Consider the following 16,466-nt stretch of genomic DNA (forward strand, 5'->3'; position numbering starts at 1 on the left):
CAGCTCCGGCCTCAGCCCCGACGAAGGCCTTTGGCACCGCACCGGATGGGCCGGACGAGCCTGACACACCCGGGATTTACACACGTTTTGTCCTATAACCCGCCAGTAATCCCAGCACGATTCCCGGGCACGCAAAAGGCCCCGGTCCAAAGGGACCGGGGCCAACCGCGGAGAATGGGGGATTTGAACCCCCGAGGGCGTTAACCCAACACGCGTTCCAGGCGTGCGCCATAGGCCGCTAGGCGAATTCTCCTTGCTTCCGAACCGAAAGCAGATACTACTGTACCTGAGAATTTCGGCATCGCCCAATCGGGGGTTGGCACTCGGATCAGGTGGCGCTTTCAACCCACGCTTTAACGGAAAAATGGACGCCCCCAACGCGCCCATTCTTGCGGTATCACCGTTGAGCTGCCGGGTCCGGCCCCTCTTGCCCAGGCCCCGCAGCTCACAATCTGGAAATTGCCCCAATCGGTGTACATACTTATGGTCCGCTGTGACTCGCGGATATGCAATGGTTTCGCCGCCATTTGGAGTTCTTTACTGACAGGATGTGCCCATGACGCAGCTCCATGCCCTGGTTGCCTACGTTCCGGTAGGCCACGTGAACGAGGTTCTACGGACGATCGGGGATGCCGGCGCTGGCCGGATCGGCGACTACTCGCATTGCGCCTTCACCTCCCCGGGGACGGGCCATTTCACGCCCCTCGCGGGAGCCCAACCCTTCATCGGTGAAGTGGGCATGGCGGAGCAGGTGCCTGAAGTGCGGATTGAGTGCGTGGTTGCCGCGGACATGCTCGACGGCGTGGTGCTGGCTTTACGGGCAGCACACCCTTATGAGGAACCGGCTTTCATGACCTGGCCGGTACAGGGGTGGCGGTGAGGGTCTGGGCCCCCACATCCGGGGATTCGCCTGCTTGATTCATTGGGTTCGCTACCCGGCCGCTAGGGCGGGCCACCACCCAACGCCCTTGCAACGGTGGAGATACTGACACCCAGCGTGCTGGCGATTTCGCCGAGGGTCATCTTCTTGAGCCTGAGGTCGCGGGCCGTCTCCAGCTTGTTCTGCGTCATCGCTGGAGGCCTCCCGCCAAGCCGTCCGCGGGCACGCGCCGCATTCAGCCCGGCCCTGGTGCGCTCGGACATCCTGTTGCGCTCGTATCTGCCAATCGCCTCGAAGATCTCAAGGATGAGTTGGCCGCAGGGGCTCCCCGTATCCAGCCACGGTTCAGCGAGGGCGCGGAACCTGACGCCTTTTCCGGCGAGCGCGGCAACAATATCGGCGAGATCCACGGCACTACGGCCCAGGCGGGACATGTCACTGACCATGAGCGTGTCTCCGCTCTTCAGGTCCTCGATGCAAGCCCGCCACTGCTCCCTGATTTCAGTAGCTCCCGAGGCGCGCTCCTCATACACCTTCACTGCTCCCGCCGCCTTGAGGGTAGCGATTTGGAACGAAAGCGATGGACCCACCGTCCCTTCCCTCGCGTAACCAACTGAAATATTTCCTTCCAACAATTTCCCAAAAACCTCCCTTTCTTGGGTTTCTCGCTTTTTGATTCAGAGAACGACTTTTGACATGCAAACCCTTTCGTTCAAGCGCATGAAACCCGGCGGGAAGCTTCGTTTGCAGAAATCGACTTTAGAGGGAACCCTCCGGAGCCAACCACGGAAACCGCTTATGGCCTCCGCACGGCCATTATGACACACAGCGAAGAATGGGAGCCGGAAATGCCAAATCGCGGGCCGGGAGGATTTTGTCCTGTTCCCATGGATGGCAATACTCAATTCACGTCAGGCAATCCGCCTGAACAACGTTTCCTTCAAAAGGATGGATCACGATGGAAAACAGCTATTCAGCTCCCCGCATTGCCCACGCCGGCTCGTTCCGCAAGGTAACGAACGGAATCTGGTGCGGCCGGTACCGCGACCTCTTCTGCGGCCGCTCCATTTTCAAGCCCTGGTTCTGCTAGGACCTTGAGCCAGCCCACGACGGGTTCCGCCTCTTTGCGGTAACCCGTGTTGATTTCGGCAACGGGTTTTGGCAAAGGATCATCCCTTGCATGAGGTGGTCCACCCGGCACGGACCCAACTTTCCCGGAATTGACTTTAGGGAATCAGCTGGAGGAACAATGAATTTCAAACCCAGTGAATCCCGGGTTTGTTAGTTAACCAGCAAACATGTCCAGGAAACCAGACTCTCCAAGGGAAGGAGGAAATCGATGGAAAACACCTATTCTGCTCCGCGCATCGCACGGGTTGGTTCGTTCCGCAAGGTGACGAATGGTTATTGGATCGGCCGTTGGCGTGACATCTTCGGCGGTCGCGCCTTGTTCAAGATCATCATCATTGGCTAACCCGCATCACGCCGTTCAGGCGGGAGCCCTACCCTCGGGACGGGGCTCCCGCTCTGCGCAACTCTCCACCCTCCGACGAATACCGCAGGTGCCATCGATTCCATGCATGAATACTTCCTTCCCCACCATGCTTCCGCCGCTGGCCAGACAGGGTTGATTCCTGCCGGTGCCCAGACCACCTTCCTCGATCCGGACTACGACTCCGTTACCCGGCCCAGCCGCGACCAGGCCCCGGCTGAAGGTCCGGAGCCGCGCTACGCCCCTTTCGCGTACGGCTCGCTTTCCACGGCACGGACGCTGTACTGGACCGACATCGAGGGAAACCACGTCGGATCAACATCCCAGGGCGCCCTGCGTCGTATCGCCAAGAGGAAGTTGGACCAAAACCGTGTCCGATTGGCACTGTGCTCCAACCTGCCTGGCTTCCTTCGCCACTTGCCCTTTTGGGAAGGTGTTCACGCCGTACAGCCCGGCTTCGCCCTGACCTTCAGCAATGGCCGCGCCAAGTCGGTGGACCTTGCACCCGTGGCGGGTGAACCTTTCGCCGATCTGTCGGACGCGGCACATGCCATGTCCGGTGCACTCAAGGAATCCATCGCAGGACGGCTGGCCAGCTACGGAACGGTGAGCGCCGATGTGTCAGGCGGAATGGACTCCACAAGCCTGGCCTTCTTCCTGGACTCGCTGCAGGAAGGAAGCATCTTCTATCACGCGGGCACCGACGATCCGCAGAACCGCGATTCCGAGTTCGCCCGGAGGGCAGCCGACGTCTTGCGGGGCCAACTCATTGAACTGGAATCGCTGACGTCCACCTCTGCCGCCTTTGGCGAACCAGACCCCGCCATTGGCGCGCTCGACGACGGCCCTCCCGGTTGGGCTGCGAACTCGCACCACCTGGGCTCGTTGTTCGCAGATGCCGCCCGACGCGGTGTGCGCGCCCATTTGACCGGGATTGGCGGAGACGAATTGTTCGATCCTCTTCCCGCCATGGCCCTCGGGCTCCTCTCCACGTCCTCCTGGAAAGCCGGCGTCCGCGTCCTGCGGCGGCTCGGCAAAATGCAGCGCTGGCCGGCCCTGTCGCTCGGCCGGGCCGTCGCCTCAAAAGTCGGATTCGACACGGAGGTGCTGCGGCGCGCCGGGAATGTTGGCAATCCGGTTGATGGACCCGGCGAAGCCTTCTCGTGGACTCCGGGGTTCGGCCTGTCACGGTTCGCCACCAAGGAAGCCCGCGAGGCGGTGGCGTACAAAGTGCGCGAAGGCCTGGAACGGGGAGCAAGACCCCACCACGCCGAGCGCTTCAAGCACCAAATGACCGAATCCCTGATGTTCCAAGGCGAGATCGCCCGGCAAGTCAACCAGGCGTACAGCCAGCTGGGCGTCGCATGGGAAGCGCCTTTCCTGGACGACCACGTCATTCGGCTCGTCCAGAACCTGCCTGTCGAAGCGATCCTGGGCGTGGTGGAAAGCAAACCGCTCCTGGCCCGCGCCACCAACGGAGTGGTACCCCGCTGGATCTTCACCCGCGAAGACAAAGGGGAATACAGCTCGGACCTCTTCCAGGAGTTCAAGGCAAGGCGCCGCGAACTGTCCCGGCTGTTCGATGACAGCTGCCTGGTGGACCTGGGACACGTTGACCCGACTGCCGTACGGACGGCGCTCAGCATGCCGGTCATCGGCACGGACGAACTGTATGAACTGGAGCACCTGGCTGGTGTGGAGCGATGGATAAGGAGACTCATATGAGGAAAGCCACCAAGGTGATCGCTGATACGGACGTTTTTAAACCCGCGCCCAAGCTGACGTTCAACCTCGACGACGACGGCCTGACGGTTTTCGACGCACGAGGCGGCTCGTACTGGCGCGGGAACGCAACGGCGGGAGAAGTGATGGAAGGCATCCGGCTGGGTCGGCCGGTCAACAGCCTCATCACCTCCATCGCAGAGGCCTACGAGGTGGACCGGGAACGCGTGCGCGAGGATGTTCAGGCACTCCTGGCAGAGCTGCAGCAGCATGGAATCATCCAGCGGGTGCGGCAATGAGCCTGCCCATCGTTCCCCAGCGCGCCATCATGCCCCGGGGACTGGCATTGCTGAGAACGCGGACCGTGGTTGCTTTGGCGTGGCCCATGACCCTTCTTCCCCCGGCTCTGCTTGAGTCAGTCTTCCGGGCCATGGTGCACCGCTCCCGTCCAAGCAGCCATGCCCAAGCGCGCCGCATCCGGGCTGCCGTGTGCGCGGTCAGCTCCCGGTGTGCGGGCGAGGGCTGTTTGCAGCGTTCCATCGCCGTGTTCCTCCTCTGCCGCCTGGAGGGCCACTCCCCTGCCTGGAAGACCGGCTACCGGCTTGAACCATTCACCGCACACGCGTGGGTAGAGGTGGACGGTGAGCCCGTGGACGAGCCGTCGGCCATCAGCAGCTACGTCCCGGTGCTCTCCGTCAGCCAACCAGGAACCGCCTCATGACCATCGAAACCCAGGCTGTGGGTTCCCGGCGGGCAGGGCTGGCCGAACTGTTCCGCCACGTCGCCGTCCAGCGCCGGTTACTAGTGGTGATCATTGTCCTGAGCCTCGCCGGGTCCGGTCTTTCCCTGGCACAACCGTTGCTGGTGCGCGAGGTAATCGACCGTGTTACCGGCTCAAGGCCCCTTGAACTGCTGCCGTGGCTGGTAGGCGGGCTCGTCGTCGTCGGCGGAATCCTGGGCGGGGTCAACCAATACCTGATCCAGCGCACCGCGGAGACGGCCATCAGGAGATCAAGGCACGGCCTGATCCACCACATCCTCCACTTGCCTGTGGCCACGCTTGACCAACGCCGCGTGGGAGACCTCGTGGCTCGGGTCACTACGGACACCACCGTGGTCCGCAATATGCTCAGCCAAGGTTTCGTCGAGTCCTTCGCCGGCATCTTCACTGTCATTGGCGCGCTCGTTTCCATGTTCTTCCTGGACCCGATCCTGCTGCTCATTGCCGTTGGTGCCGCCGTGGCCGCGGTCATTGCCGTGGCCTGGGTGACATCTCATATTGAACGTGCCAGCCTCGGTGTGCAGAACTCCCTGGGCAAGCTGGCCGCCTCGATGGATCGCGCCATCAGGGCCACCCGGACGGTCCGCGCCGCCAATGCCACGGCGCACGAAGCGAGCCGCGTGGAGGACGACGCTACAGGCGTGTGGAAGGTGGGGCTCAAGGTGGCCGCCACAACCGCAGTTGTTTCGCCCATCTCGTCCATCTCCACGCAGGCCACCTTCCTCGCCGTCATCGGCGTCGGCGGCTGGAGGGTGGCGTCCGGAGCTCTGACGGTGGCCGACCTTGTCTCCTTTATCCTCTTCCTGTTCCTCCTGATCGTGCCGCTCGGTCAGCTCTTCGGTACCGTCACCGCCATTGGCGAGGCCCTGGGCGGAGTGGCCCGGATCAACGAGATCCTCCAGCTTCCAGTGGAGAACGACGAGCCAAAGCGTGCACCTACCGGCAACATTGGCGATTCGAGCCTGGTGTTTGAGGGCGTGGGTTTTCAGTACACCGACCACGACGGCGGGGAGCCGGGCCGGCAGGGGACGCTCAGCGATGTCTCTTTCCGCGTGGAATCCGGGCAAACAGTGGCCATCGTCGGTCCGTCCGGAGCCGGTAAGAGCACCATCCTGAACCTCATCGCCCGCTTCTACGACGCTTCGGAGGGCCGCATCCTCTTCGGGGGTGCCGACGTCGAAACCGTCACCAGGTCAGCAGTCCGCTCGCGGATAGCCTACGTCGAACAGGACGCACCGGCGCTTGCGGGAACGCTGCGTGACAACCTCAGCATCGGAAAGCCACACGCCACTGACGAGGACATGGTGTCCATCCTGGAGCACTTGAACCTGGGGTCCGTGCTCCGGCGCTCGGAGCACGGACTCGACGCCGGGATCGGCGAGGGAGCCGTCCTGCTGTCCGGCGGCGAGCGCCAGAGGATCGCGGTGGCCCGGGCACTCCTGGGAAACCCGGCGATGCTGATCCTGGACGAATCAACCTCCAACCTTGACGGCGTCAGCGAGGACCGGGTCCAGGAGCTCATTGCCGAGCGCGCGTCGGGGTGCACCCTGGTGATCGTTGCCCACCGGTTGGCCACCGTGCAGGGCGCTGACATGATCCTGGTCCTGGACCGGGGCAGGGTGGCCGCCTCGGGTACGCACGCTGAGCTGGTCCGGAAGTCGCCCTTGTACCGGGAGCTGGCCGCCAAGCAGTTCCTCAACAGGGAGTCCGACGGCGGGGCGCTGCCTTACGCGCACGACGCCGTTGGTTGAGGCAGCAACGGGCATGCCCGTCCGTGACCAAACGTGGACCGTGACTCTTTTCCGCGCTGCCAGGGCGGAAAGCACCAAGCTCTTGACGCTGCCGTTGTTCCTTTACACGGCAGCCGGAACCATCCTCCTGGGCATCGGCTTCTCGTGGATCACCACCGCATTGGTTGCCTCGGCACTCGCGGCGGGAAAACCCGAGGAAACCGGCGGTTTGGACGCGGGCAGCGCTTTCCTCACGATCCTTCATTTCGGCCAGATAGGCGCCATCCTGTTGGGCGCCTGGGCAGTGCACCAGGAGGTTGACTCCGGCTCGCTCCGCAGCACCCTCATTGCCGTTCCGCAACGCTCCGCGGTTTTCGCCGCCAAGGCACTGGTGGTTTCCGGGGGCGTGCTGCTGACGGCAATCCCGAGCGTGGTGGGAGCAACAGCGGTCCGGTGCCTTGCCGTGGAGTGTTCCGCAGAGGGTGCCCGGATAACGCCCGACGTACTCCTGGGTGTGGTCCTCTACTGGATCCTCATTGCCCTCTTCACTTATGCCCTGTCCGTCATCCTCCGCAGCGGCCTGGCAGCGATGAGCGCGGTCCTGGCCTTGGCCCTGGTTGTGTCCACGTATTTGCTTCCGATCACACCCGCAGCGAAGTTTCTTCCGGACCAAGCCGGCGCGCAACTCTACCAACAGCCTCCACTCCCCGTTGATGCCCTGGGGCCGGTGGGAGGTGGGCTGGTCCTCCTTGCCTGGGTGACGGCGGCAATGGGTGGTGCTTTGGTGCTGTTCATCCGCCAGCCGGTCCGAAGTTGAGAACCAAAGGGAGAAGAATCCAGTGATCGAAATCAAGAAACTGTGCAAGCGTTACGGGAAATCGGCCGGCGTAGAAGATGTCACGCTGACGGCCGAGCCGGGAAAAGTGACGGCCTTCCTTGGACCCAACGGCGCGGGAAAGTCCACCACGTTCCGGTTGCTCCTGGGGCTGGACCGCGAGGACAGCGGATCGGCGCTGATCGAAGGAAAGCCCTACCGGGACTTCGCCTCGCCCTTGTGGACCATTGGTGCACAGTTCGATGGCTCCGGCGCGCACAAGGGCCGCACCGCACGCGCCCATCTCACGTGGATGGCCCAGTCCAACGGCATCCCCACCTCACGTATCCCTGAGGTCCTTGAGTTGGTGGGCCTTCGGGATGCGGCCGGAAAACGCGTTGGCAAGTTCTCCCTGGGGATGGGCCAACGGCTTGGAATAGCGGCGGCACTTCTGGGCGATCCCCGGATCGTGGTCCTCGACGAGCCAACCAATGGACTGGATCCTGACGGCATCCGCTGGATCCGCATGCTCCTGCGCAGCCTCGCCGAGGCCGGCAAGACCGTCCTGCTCTCAAGCCACCTCATCAACGAGGTGGAGCACATGGCAGATCACGTAGTGGTCATTTCCCAAGGCCGTATTGTCCGTTCGGGCAGTGTTCCAGACCTGGTTGCAGGCTATCCGGACCTCGAGACGGCGTACTTCGGGCTGACCGGCAACCCGGCGTTGGGAAGTGCATCGTGAGTGCGCCCGACATCGCCAGGAGCCGGCCCCGGCTGCTGGTCTCGGAACTGACCAAACTCACCACGCTGCGGGCGGTGTGGATCAGCGCCCTGGCGACTTTCGCCGTCGTCGTCCTCATGGGGTGGTCACAAGCGGGGCCGGTGGGGGAAGGGCTCCGGCGCCATGATCCGGACCTGGCACCTGGCGCAAGTCCGGCGACCGTAGGCTTCGACTGGGTGGCGCTTGGCCTCATCGGGATCATCGTCATCGGAGTCATCTCAGCCAGCAGCGAGTTCGTCTCAGGGCAGTTGCGTTCCAGCATGGTGGCAGTCCCCCAACGCTGGCGCCTCTACGGAGCGAAGTGTGCGGCTTTGATGCTGTTCGTCACTGCGCTCGGTTTGGTCACTATCCCCTTGTTGAGCTTGTTGTCGCAGGCGGCCATCGGCGAATTGTCCGTCTTGGGCGGCGGCCTTCCGGCAGAGCTGGTTTTCCGTTGGCTGGGTGCCATCGCCTTCTGGGACGCGTCTGCGTTGATCGGCTTCTCGCTGGGCATCCTTCTTAGGCAGGGTTTGATCCCCCTGTTCCTGCTGATCGTCCTGTCCCAGCTCTCGATGATGCTGCTCCTTCTGGGACCCGCCCTTGTCTACCTGCCAACCATCGCCGGAGTCCAGCTGTTCGACGCCGGTTTGGTCACCGGTTCGTTCCCGAACGCTGGCCTCGGAGTCCCCGTGGCGGCCACTGCCACGGCTGCCTGGACGGCTGGCTTGCTGCTGCTGGCCGGCTGGAAGTTCGTGGCGCGGGACGTCCGGAACTAGCCGGTTCAGCGGCACGCCGCCACCCGCCGTCGGGCGTTTTCCACACCCCTCACCAGCCGATTCGAACCCCGAAGTAAGTTCGGGTAAGCTTGTCGACGGCCCCTCATGTGGCGTCATCCTGTTGAACTCCCCCAGGACCGGAAGGTAGCAAGGGTAGATGGGCTCTGGCGGGTGCATGAGGGGTCTCTTATTTAAATGTCAGTCCCTATAGGTAGGTTTCCCCTGTGACTGTTACAACTGCCCTGTACCGACGCTACCGTCCGGACTCTTTCGCGGACGTTATAGGGCAGGAACACGTCACGGAGCCGTTGATGACGGCGCTTCGCAAGAACCGCGTCAACCACGCCTACCTCTTCTCCGGTCCCCGCGGCTGCGGCAAGACCACCTCCGCGCGCATCCTGGCCCGTTGCCTGAACTGCGCCGAGGGTCCCACGGATACCCCCTGCGGTACGTGCCCCAGCTGCGTCGAGCTGGCCCGCGGCGGTTCTGGTTCCCTGGACGTGATCGAGATCGACGCTGCCAGCCACGGTGGCGTGGACGACGCCCGGGACCTCCGCGAGCGCGCTACGTTCGCCCCGGTCCGCGACCGCTACAAGATCTTCATCATCGACGAGGCCCACATGGTCACGTCCGCCGGCTTCAACGCTTTGCTCAAGATCGTCGAAGAGCCGCCGGAACACATCAAGTTCATCTTCGCCACCACGGAACCTGACAAGGTCATCGGGACCATCCGCTCCCGCACGCACCACTACCCGTTCCGTTTGGTGCCGCCCGAGCCGCTCATGAAGTACCTGGAACTGTTGTGCCACCAGGAGAACGTTCCGGTGGCCCCAGGTGTCCTCTCGCTCGTGATCCGGGCCGGCGGCGGTTCCGTCCGTGACTCGTTGTCCGTCCTGGACCAGCTCATGGCCGGCGCCGGACCCAACGGCCTGGACTACGAGCTCGCCGTGGCCCTCCTGGGCTACACCCACGCTTCGCTGCTGGACGACGTCGTTGATGCCGTGGCCGCCGCAGACGCGGCAACAGTGTTCCGCGCCGTGGACCGCGTGATCCAAACCGGCCATGATCCCCGGCGCTTCGTCGAGGACCTGCTGGAGCGGTTCCGCGACCTCATCATCGTCCAGGCCATGCCGGAGAGCGCCCAGGCAATCCTCCGTGGCATGCCCGAGGACCAGATCGCACGCATGCGCAACCAGGCCACCAACCTGGGCGCCGCCGAGCTCTCCCGGGCTGCGGACGTCACCAACACCGCCCTCACCGAGATGACGGGCGCCACCTCCCCGCGCCTGCACCTGGAGCTGCTCTGCGCCCGCATCCTTTTGCCCAGCTCTGAGCAGACGGAGCGGGGAATTGCCGCGCGCATCGACCGCGTGGAACGTCGCCTTAATTACGCGGGCGACGCCGGGATCCCGGCTTCCGCCGCCACGGCACCGTCGGTTGGGGCTGCTTCCGCCGCGCCAGCAAGCAACGCCGGGTCCGGCGTCCGGCCAGCGGCACCCGAACCACAGCAGGCAGCGCCTGCGCCGTCAGCGCGCCCGGCCTCTCAGGCCGAGGCTGCCCAACAGCCGAGCCCGTCCACTCACGCCCCATCGGCCCCGGCGGAGCAGCCGGCCCCGGCACAGCAATCCGCAGCGCCGTCGGCCCCGGCACAGCCAGACCCCACGGAATCCCGCTCCCCACTCACGGCACCCCGGGTATCCACCAACGACTGGCCGGTGGAAGATCGGACGTCACCAGCTGATCAGTCCCACACCGCCACCCCACCGACGGCACAAACACCGCCACCCGCAACCGCGCCCACCCGCACCCCGGCACCGTCCAACACCGTCCCGTCCAACCCGGCACCGTCCAACCCAGCACCGTCCAACCCGGCGCAATCCAACCCGGCACCGTCGAACGCACCGTCAAACGCACCGGCCGGTGCCGGGGACGTCGAGGCTCTTCGTCGTGCGTGGCCTGAAGTCCTGCAAACCTTGACCAAGATCAAGCGCAGCACGTGGGCGCTGGTTGAACCGAATGCCCAGGTTGCCCAATTCGACGGCCAGGTCCTGACGCTTGCCTTCACCACAGGTGGCCTCGCGGGAGCCTTCGGGCGCGGCGACCACTCGGAGAACCTTCGGCAGGCGATCCACAAAACCATCGGCATCGACTGCCAGATCGTGGCAGTCGCTGGCGGCAACAGCTCAGCGAGCTCTGAGCCAAACCCAAAAGCGCCTACTAGCCGGGAGACCCCGGCTCCGCCTGTTCCGGAACCGGCACAGGCGCCTGCGCCACCACAACCATCTGCGCCGGCAACGGCCGCTGCACCGTCGACGCCCAGCGCCGTCTCGGCCGTAGATACGGCCTGGGGACTGGCGCCCACAGGAGCAGGCGCAACCACAAGCAGCACCCCACCCTCAAGCGCCAGCAGCACATTCAACACGGGCCCGGCTGCTCGGAGCGCCACGCAAGCCTCCGTCACCGGGCCGAACGCCCCCGGTCCGGAGGAAACCACACAGGCACCCAAGGCAATGCCTTCCATCCCGGAGTCGGCGGGCGATTACTCGTACCCCGACGACGATTGGGGTCCCCCGCTGGACGAGGATGCCCCGCCCCTGGACGAGGAACCCCCAATGGATTGGGAGCCCACCACCCAGGCAAGCCCTGCCCCGTCACCGTCCCGGGCAAGCACCCCGGCCTCCGGCACCACCAACCACAACGCCCCCGAAACCACCACCCAGCCGGACAGCACCCAGGATCCGTGGTCCCGGGCCGTCGAGCACGCCCCGGGCACGTGGGTGGTCGGAACGGAATCCAACGTGGGCGCCAAGTCCACCCAGCCGGCCGAGGAAGCAGCATCGGCCAGCGTCCCGGATTACGAACCGGCAGCGGCGCAGATCCCGCAGACCGCGGAGTACGGCCGCCCAACCAGTGGCGAACAGACCGGACCGTCGGGCTGGGACGTCGCACCGGCGTCGGACTGGCCCGGAACTGCGGGCGCACAAGCCCAAGCCCCCGCCGCATGGCCCTCAACAGCAGCATCAGCTGAGCCCCTGGAAGCGCGCGGCTCCGTCGCGACGCTCGAGGAGGGTGCGCCGTCGGGAAGGCCGGTCAAGCAGAGCCTGTACCAGCGGCTGACCAACAGCCCGGAAGCCCAGATGGGTCGTGTCCAGGCGCCCACCCGCACCCATGTCCAGCAAGAAGCCACAGCTGAGGACATCCCGAGCCCGGAAGACGAAACCATCGAGGAATCGCGGGTGTTTGGGCGTGCCGCCGTGGAGCGTATTCTGGGCGGAAAGCTGATCGAGGAACGGGCGTTGGACGGCTCGCCCCTCCACCTGCGCTGACGTGGCGCTACAGCCCACGAGCAACTAAACGAACGAGGAAATTGTGTACGAAGGTGCAGTTCAAGAGCTGATTGACGAGCTCGGCCGGCTCCCCGGCGTGGGCCCTAAATCGGCTCAGCGCCTGGCTTTTCACATCCTCGAGGCAGACCCCGAGGACATGAAGCGGCTGGTTGCTGCCATCACAACCGTCAAGGAGAGAGTGAAGTTCTGCTCCGTCTGCTTCAACGTCACGGAGCAGGAGACGTGCAATATTTGCCGCGACCCGCGGCGGGACCCCTCCGTGATCTGTGTGGTGGAGGAGTCCAAGGACGTCCTGGCCGTTGAACGTACCAGGACCTTCCGTGGCCGGTACCACGTGCTGGGCGGTGCCATCAATCCGATCGCGGGCGTGGGACCGGAACAGCTCAGGATCCGCGAACTCCTGACCCGCCTTAACGATGGCGCCATCCAGGAGATCATCATCGCTACGGACCCCAACCTTGAAGGCGAAGCAACGGCGACCTACCTCGCACGCATGCTGAAGACGATCGGGATTGCCGTGACCAGGCTGGCGTCCGGTTTGCCTGTGGGCGGCGACCTCGAATACGCCGACGAAGTGACGCTCGGTCGCGCCTTCGAGGGCCGCCGCAACGCGTTGGCCTAGCCGGAGGCACCAACCGGGCGCCGCGACCGGGCATACCGCCCCGGCACGAAAACCAGGGCAGCCACCGCACCTTGCAGTGCCAGGCCCGTCAGCGCCACCGGTATGGTCGGCGGCAGGCCGTCGCTGGATTCCCCGCCAAGGCAGGGCACATAGCGTTGCGGCCCATCGGCGGCCCATTGCAGGCCAAACAGCACCCAGGCAAGTTCGTTGTCCTGGGACATGGTCTCGGCGGCAACACTGCCGAAAACCATGGCCGGATTACTTGCCGCTATCCAGGCCACCCGGTCGGTGTGGGCAACGTCCACCGGATGCAGCTGCCCGACGCATTCGAACGCAGTAATCCGTCCGGCATCATCCCGCTCCACATTGATGGGGACGGACGCCTGTTCCACTGACATGGTGGATGGCAGCAGCATGATGGTCGCGACGATGTTCCCGAACCCCAGGAAAACAAGCAGCAACGTCAGCAGGACCGCGCCCGCTGCTGGGTGCGCGAAGCACGCCCGCAGTCCCGCGCCGATCAGGCCGAACAGTGCCACTTCCACCACAGCGAGGACGACGGCGGCGGCCGCCATCCCGAACGGCCCACCGCTGCGGGCACCCACCACAGCGAGGACGGTTCCGGCCGGTAGGCCATACGCGGCACCGCGCAGAATGCCGGACAGCAGGGCAACTCCCAGGCTGGACCAAGGCCTCTGAAAGCCCCATAGCGCACCAAGGACGGCAGCTGTGATCGCGAGCAAGGCTCCCATGAGCAGGTAGTCGGCTCCGGCCACCGGAGTCGAGAACCAACCGTTTGCCTCTCCGAAAGCAACGACGCCTTCGGCCAGTCCCCACGAGGCCAGGATTCCGGCTGCGCAGGCCACCCAAAACCACAGGGATGCAAAGGCAGCCCGGGCATCCCTCCACGAAAGCCATGCAGCACCCCGGATTACTTCCCAGGCACCGGGCCTCGGCGGTCCAGGCTCGTTCTCTGCCACCGCATCACGGTACGTGAAGTGGTCGTCGATGACGCCGCTGCCACCGATGAGCTCGTAGTCCGAATCACGGCCTTGGGCAGAGTCGTTCCCGGCCCTGGCGGCACGTTCTTCAGGAACCTTGCCCACGGGTCCTCGCTTGAGTCATAAATGGGATGGTACTCCGGACAGGGGTGGGCCGAAACGGCCAGGGCAACCGCCATTTGGTCACAATTCCTGCCCGGGGAGTCAGCGGCGATAAACTGGCCAAATAAGCTACGCCGGCGTGCTCCAATTGGAAGTCAGTACGCAGGATTCGAACCCTATTGATGCAGTGAGGGTGCGCGCATGACTATGCCCACTACCGAAGTGAAAACCGAAGAGCTCCCTGACGGGGCTGCCATTACCAAGCAGCTGATCGTCCAGAAGTTCGGCGGTTCCTCGGTTGCCGATGCTGATGGCATCAAACGGGTGGCCCAGCGCGTCGTGGATGCGCAAAAGGCCGGCAACGAGGTTGTGGTTGTTGTATCCGCCATGGGCGACACCACCGATGAACTCCTTGATCTGGCAGGACAGGTTACCGATTCCGCTCCCGCCCGTGAGATGGACATGCTGTTGTCCGCCGGTGAGCGCATCTCCATGGCCCTCCTCGCCATGGCCATTAACAAGTTCGGCGCCTCGGCCCAGTCGTTCACCGGTTCCCAGGCCGGCATGATCACCGACGGTATCCACGGCAAGGCGCGGATTATCGACGTCGATCCTCACCGCATCCGTACCGCCCTGGACAAGGGCCACATCGCCATCGTGGCCGGTTTCCAGGGCATGAGCCGTAGCACCAATGAGATCACCACGCTTGGCCGCGGCGGCTCGGATACCACCGCCGTCGCCCTTGCCGCAGCGCTCGAAGCGGATGTGTGCGAGATCTACACGGACGTGGACGGCGTCTACACGGCCGACCCCCGGGTGGTTTCCTCCGCCCAGAAGATTGACCGCATCTCCAGCGAGGAAATGCTGGAACTTGCCGCTTCCGGCGCCAAGATCCTGCATCTCCGCTGTGTGGAGTACGCGCGGCGTTTTGGTGTGCCGTTGCACGTCCGTTCCTCATTCAGCCACCACGAAGGCACCTGGGTCATCCCGGGCGCCAACGAAAAGTTCAACATTCAAGAGGGAGTTGCCTTGGAGCAGCCAATCATCTCCGGCGTTGCACACGACCGGTCCGAAGCCAAGGTCACCGTAGTCGGCGTTCCGGACATCCCCGGCAAGGCCGCAGCCATCTTCCAGGTCATTGCCGATGCCCACTCGAACATCGACATGATCGTCCAGAACGTCTCCACCCACGGCACGGGCCGCACGGATATTTCGTTCACCCTGCCGATCGTCGAAGGCGCCGACGCCCTGACCGCACTGCGCGCTGCCGAGGGCCAGATCGGTTTCGAAAGCATCGAGTACAACGAGAACGTTGGCAAGCTCTCCCTGATCGGCGCCGGCATGCGTTCGCACCCGGGCGTTTCGGCCACCTTCTTCAAGGCCCTGTCCGACGCCGGGATCAACATCGACATGATTTCCACCTCGGAAATCCGCATCTCCGTAGTCACCAGCGCCGACAAGCTGGACGCGGCCGTCATCGCCATCCACAACGCCTTTGAGCTCGACGGCGAAGCGGAAGCTACCGTCTACGGCGGCACCGGCCGCTGACCCCAGCGAAAGCAACGCAAACCCACGACGGCGACTGCCGCCGTCGTGCGTTCGAAGGACCGGAGCACGCGCTCCGGTCCTTCGGCGTTTGTATCAGGATTGCCACCCCAGGGGTGTACCACCACGACCCACTTTGGGACCGGCCCCGCCGAACACGCCGCGTTTTCAGGCATCTCCTGGTTTGTCCCGGTTCAAAGTCGGTGGTGGCGGCACGGCCAGGAGGAGTCCTAGGTGGACCCATCAGGGGCCAGCAGCACGTCCACCAGTTTCCGGAGCCCCTCCGCCATGTCCACGTCCTTGTCGTAGAGCCACTGGAGTTGCAGCCCGTCGAAGGCGGCGATGACCAGCCGGGCAAGCGTCAGGGAATCCACGTCCGCCCTGACCTCGCCGTCCCGCTGGCGGCGGGCAATGTCCTCGCTGACCTCGCGGACCACGTTCTGGTAGCGCTTTTTGAAGTAGCCGTGGGAGTCGTGCCCGGGATCGTTGGCGGTTGCGGACGCGACCGCGTAGAGCGTGGTTAGCCCGGGCTCCCGCCGGTTGCGTTCAGCGATGGGCGCCATGAGACGGACCCCCACTTCGGATTCTCCGCTCACAGCAACGGAGCGGCGGTCCCTCTCGGCCAGGACCGCGGTGAGCAGTTCCTGTTTGCCCTTGAAGTAGTGGAACAGCGTGGCTTCCCGGACTCCGACCAGCTCGGCGACGCGTTTGAGCGCGGTCCCTTCGAACCCTTCGGTGGCGAAAACATCGGTGGCGGTCTGGATGATCTGTTCCCGACGCTCCGCACCTTTTGCGTACTGGCCGCGCGCCTTCGAAGTTGACATTGGTTCAGTGTATTTCACCCTCACACCATAAAAACCTAGTCAGACTCGGTTTTGACGAGTACAGTGAAAG

16 protein-coding genes, 1 tRNA gene and 1 other RNA gene are annotated in these 16,466 nt (G+C 64.3%); 14 read left to right on the top strand and 4 right to left on the bottom strand.

Annotation, left to right across the window (positions count from 1 at the left end; translation table 11 throughout):
- Window positions 1–168 precede the first annotated feature (168 nt).
- Window positions 169–253: transfer RNA gene (locus tag ACIPV6_RS10995), tRNA-Ser, on the bottom strand.
- A gap of 303 nt (window positions 254–556) precedes the next feature.
- Here ACIPV6_RS10995 and ACIPV6_RS11000 point away from each other — a divergent pair.
- Window positions 557–880: a hypothetical protein gene (locus tag ACIPV6_RS11000; protein ID WP_400270915.1), complete on the top strand. Its 324-nt coding sequence runs from the start codon at window positions 557–559 to the stop codon at window positions 878–880.
- Window positions 881–942: 62 nt separating this feature from the next.
- Here the strand turns inward: ACIPV6_RS11000 and ACIPV6_RS11005 are convergent, their stop codons facing one another.
- The gene (locus ACIPV6_RS11005) at window positions 943–1,515 is read right to left on the bottom strand and encodes a recombinase family protein (RefSeq protein ID WP_400270916.1); all 573 of its coding nucleotides are present in this window, start codon (window positions 1,513–1,515) and stop codon (window positions 943–945) included.
- A 323-nt stretch (window positions 1,516–1,838) separates the two neighbouring features.
- On the opposite strand from ACIPV6_RS11005, the gene ACIPV6_RS11010 reads away from it, so the two are divergent.
- The 12 genes from ACIPV6_RS11010 to recR all read left to right on the top strand — a co-directional run bounded on the left by ACIPV6_RS11010 (window position 1,839) and on the right by recR (window position 12,924).
- Window positions 1,839–1,970, top strand: coding sequence for a keywimysin-related RiPP (locus ACIPV6_RS11010; RefSeq protein ID WP_397323659.1), 132 nt, complete (start codon window positions 1,839–1,841; stop codon window positions 1,968–1,970).
- A gap of 249 nt (window positions 1,971–2,219) precedes the next feature.
- Window positions 2,220–2,354: a keywimysin-related RiPP gene (locus ACIPV6_RS11015; RefSeq protein WP_400270917.1), complete on the top strand. Its 135-nt coding sequence runs from the start codon at window positions 2,220–2,222 to the stop codon at window positions 2,352–2,354.
- 102 nt (window positions 2,355–2,456) lie between these two features.
- A complete protein-coding gene (locus tag ACIPV6_RS11020) occupies window positions 2,457–4,097 on the top strand; it encodes an asparagine synthase-related protein (protein WP_400270918.1) in 1,641 nt (546 codons plus the stop codon).
- A complete protein-coding gene (locus ACIPV6_RS11025; protein WP_400270919.1) occupies window positions 4,094–4,393 on the top strand; it encodes a PqqD family protein in 300 nt (99 codons plus the stop codon). The genes ACIPV6_RS11020 and ACIPV6_RS11025 overlap by 4 nt, the downstream gene beginning before the upstream one ends.
- Window positions 4,390–4,815, top strand: a complete 426-nt coding sequence (locus tag ACIPV6_RS11030) for a lasso peptide biosynthesis B2 protein (RefSeq protein ID WP_400270920.1) — start codon at window positions 4,390–4,392, stop codon at window positions 4,813–4,815. Before ACIPV6_RS11025 ends, ACIPV6_RS11030 begins: the two co-directional genes overlap by 4 nt.
- The gene (locus ACIPV6_RS11035) at window positions 4,812–6,626 is read left to right on the top strand and encodes an ABC transporter ATP-binding protein (RefSeq protein ID WP_400270921.1); all 1,815 of its coding nucleotides are present in this window, start codon (window positions 4,812–4,814) and stop codon (window positions 6,624–6,626) included. Before ACIPV6_RS11030 ends, ACIPV6_RS11035 begins: the two co-directional genes overlap by 4 nt.
- 40 nt (window positions 6,627–6,666) lie before the next feature.
- Window positions 6,667–7,422, top strand: coding sequence for a hypothetical protein (locus tag ACIPV6_RS11040; protein ID WP_400270922.1), 756 nt, complete (start codon window positions 6,667–6,669; stop codon window positions 7,420–7,422).
- 22 nt (window positions 7,423–7,444) lie between these two features.
- Complete coding sequence (locus ACIPV6_RS11045; protein WP_400270923.1) at window positions 7,445–8,161, top strand: ABC transporter ATP-binding protein; 717 nt, start codon at window positions 7,445–7,447, stop codon at window positions 8,159–8,161.
- Entirely contained in the window at window positions 8,158–8,955 is a 798-nt protein-coding gene (locus ACIPV6_RS11050) for a hypothetical protein (protein WP_400270924.1), read from the top strand. Before ACIPV6_RS11045 ends, ACIPV6_RS11050 begins: the two co-directional genes overlap by 4 nt.
- Window positions 8,956–9,049: 94 nt before the next feature.
- Window positions 9,050–9,146: signal recognition particle sRNA small type (ffs, locus tag ACIPV6_RS11055), an RNA gene on the top strand.
- Window positions 9,147–9,179: 33 nt separating this feature from the next.
- A complete protein-coding gene (locus ACIPV6_RS11060) occupies window positions 9,180–12,281 on the top strand; it encodes a DNA polymerase III subunit gamma and tau (RefSeq protein ID WP_400270925.1) in 3,102 nt (1,033 codons plus the stop codon).
- Between the two features lie 43 nt (window positions 12,282–12,324).
- Window positions 12,325–12,924: a recombination mediator RecR gene (recR, locus tag ACIPV6_RS11065; protein ID WP_387434538.1), complete on the top strand. Its 600-nt coding sequence runs from the start codon at window positions 12,325–12,327 to the stop codon at window positions 12,922–12,924.
- Here the strand turns inward: recR and ACIPV6_RS11070 are convergent.
- Window positions 12,921–14,030: a hypothetical protein gene (locus ACIPV6_RS11070; protein WP_400270926.1), complete on the bottom strand. Its 1,110-nt coding sequence runs from the start codon at window positions 14,028–14,030 to the stop codon at window positions 12,921–12,923. The two genes, recR and ACIPV6_RS11070, sit on opposite strands and share 4 nt — an antisense overlap.
- A gap of 198 nt (window positions 14,031–14,228) precedes the next feature.
- Here ACIPV6_RS11070 and ACIPV6_RS11075 point away from each other — a divergent pair, with 198 nt between their 5' ends.
- A complete protein-coding gene (locus ACIPV6_RS11075) occupies window positions 14,229–15,575 on the top strand; it encodes an aspartate kinase (protein WP_400270927.1) in 1,347 nt (448 codons plus the stop codon).
- A gap of 227 nt (window positions 15,576–15,802) precedes the next feature.
- On the opposite strand, the gene ACIPV6_RS11080 is transcribed toward ACIPV6_RS11075, so the two are convergent.
- Window positions 15,803–16,396, bottom strand: coding sequence for a TetR/AcrR family transcriptional regulator (locus ACIPV6_RS11080; RefSeq protein WP_400270928.1), 594 nt, complete (start codon window positions 16,394–16,396; stop codon window positions 15,803–15,805).
- Between the last annotated feature and the right edge of the window lie 70 nt (window positions 16,397–16,466).

The organism is Paenarthrobacter sp. NPDC089988 (assembly GCF_044748465.1).
GTDB lineage: Bacteria > Actinomycetota > Actinomycetes > Actinomycetales > Micrococcaceae > Arthrobacter.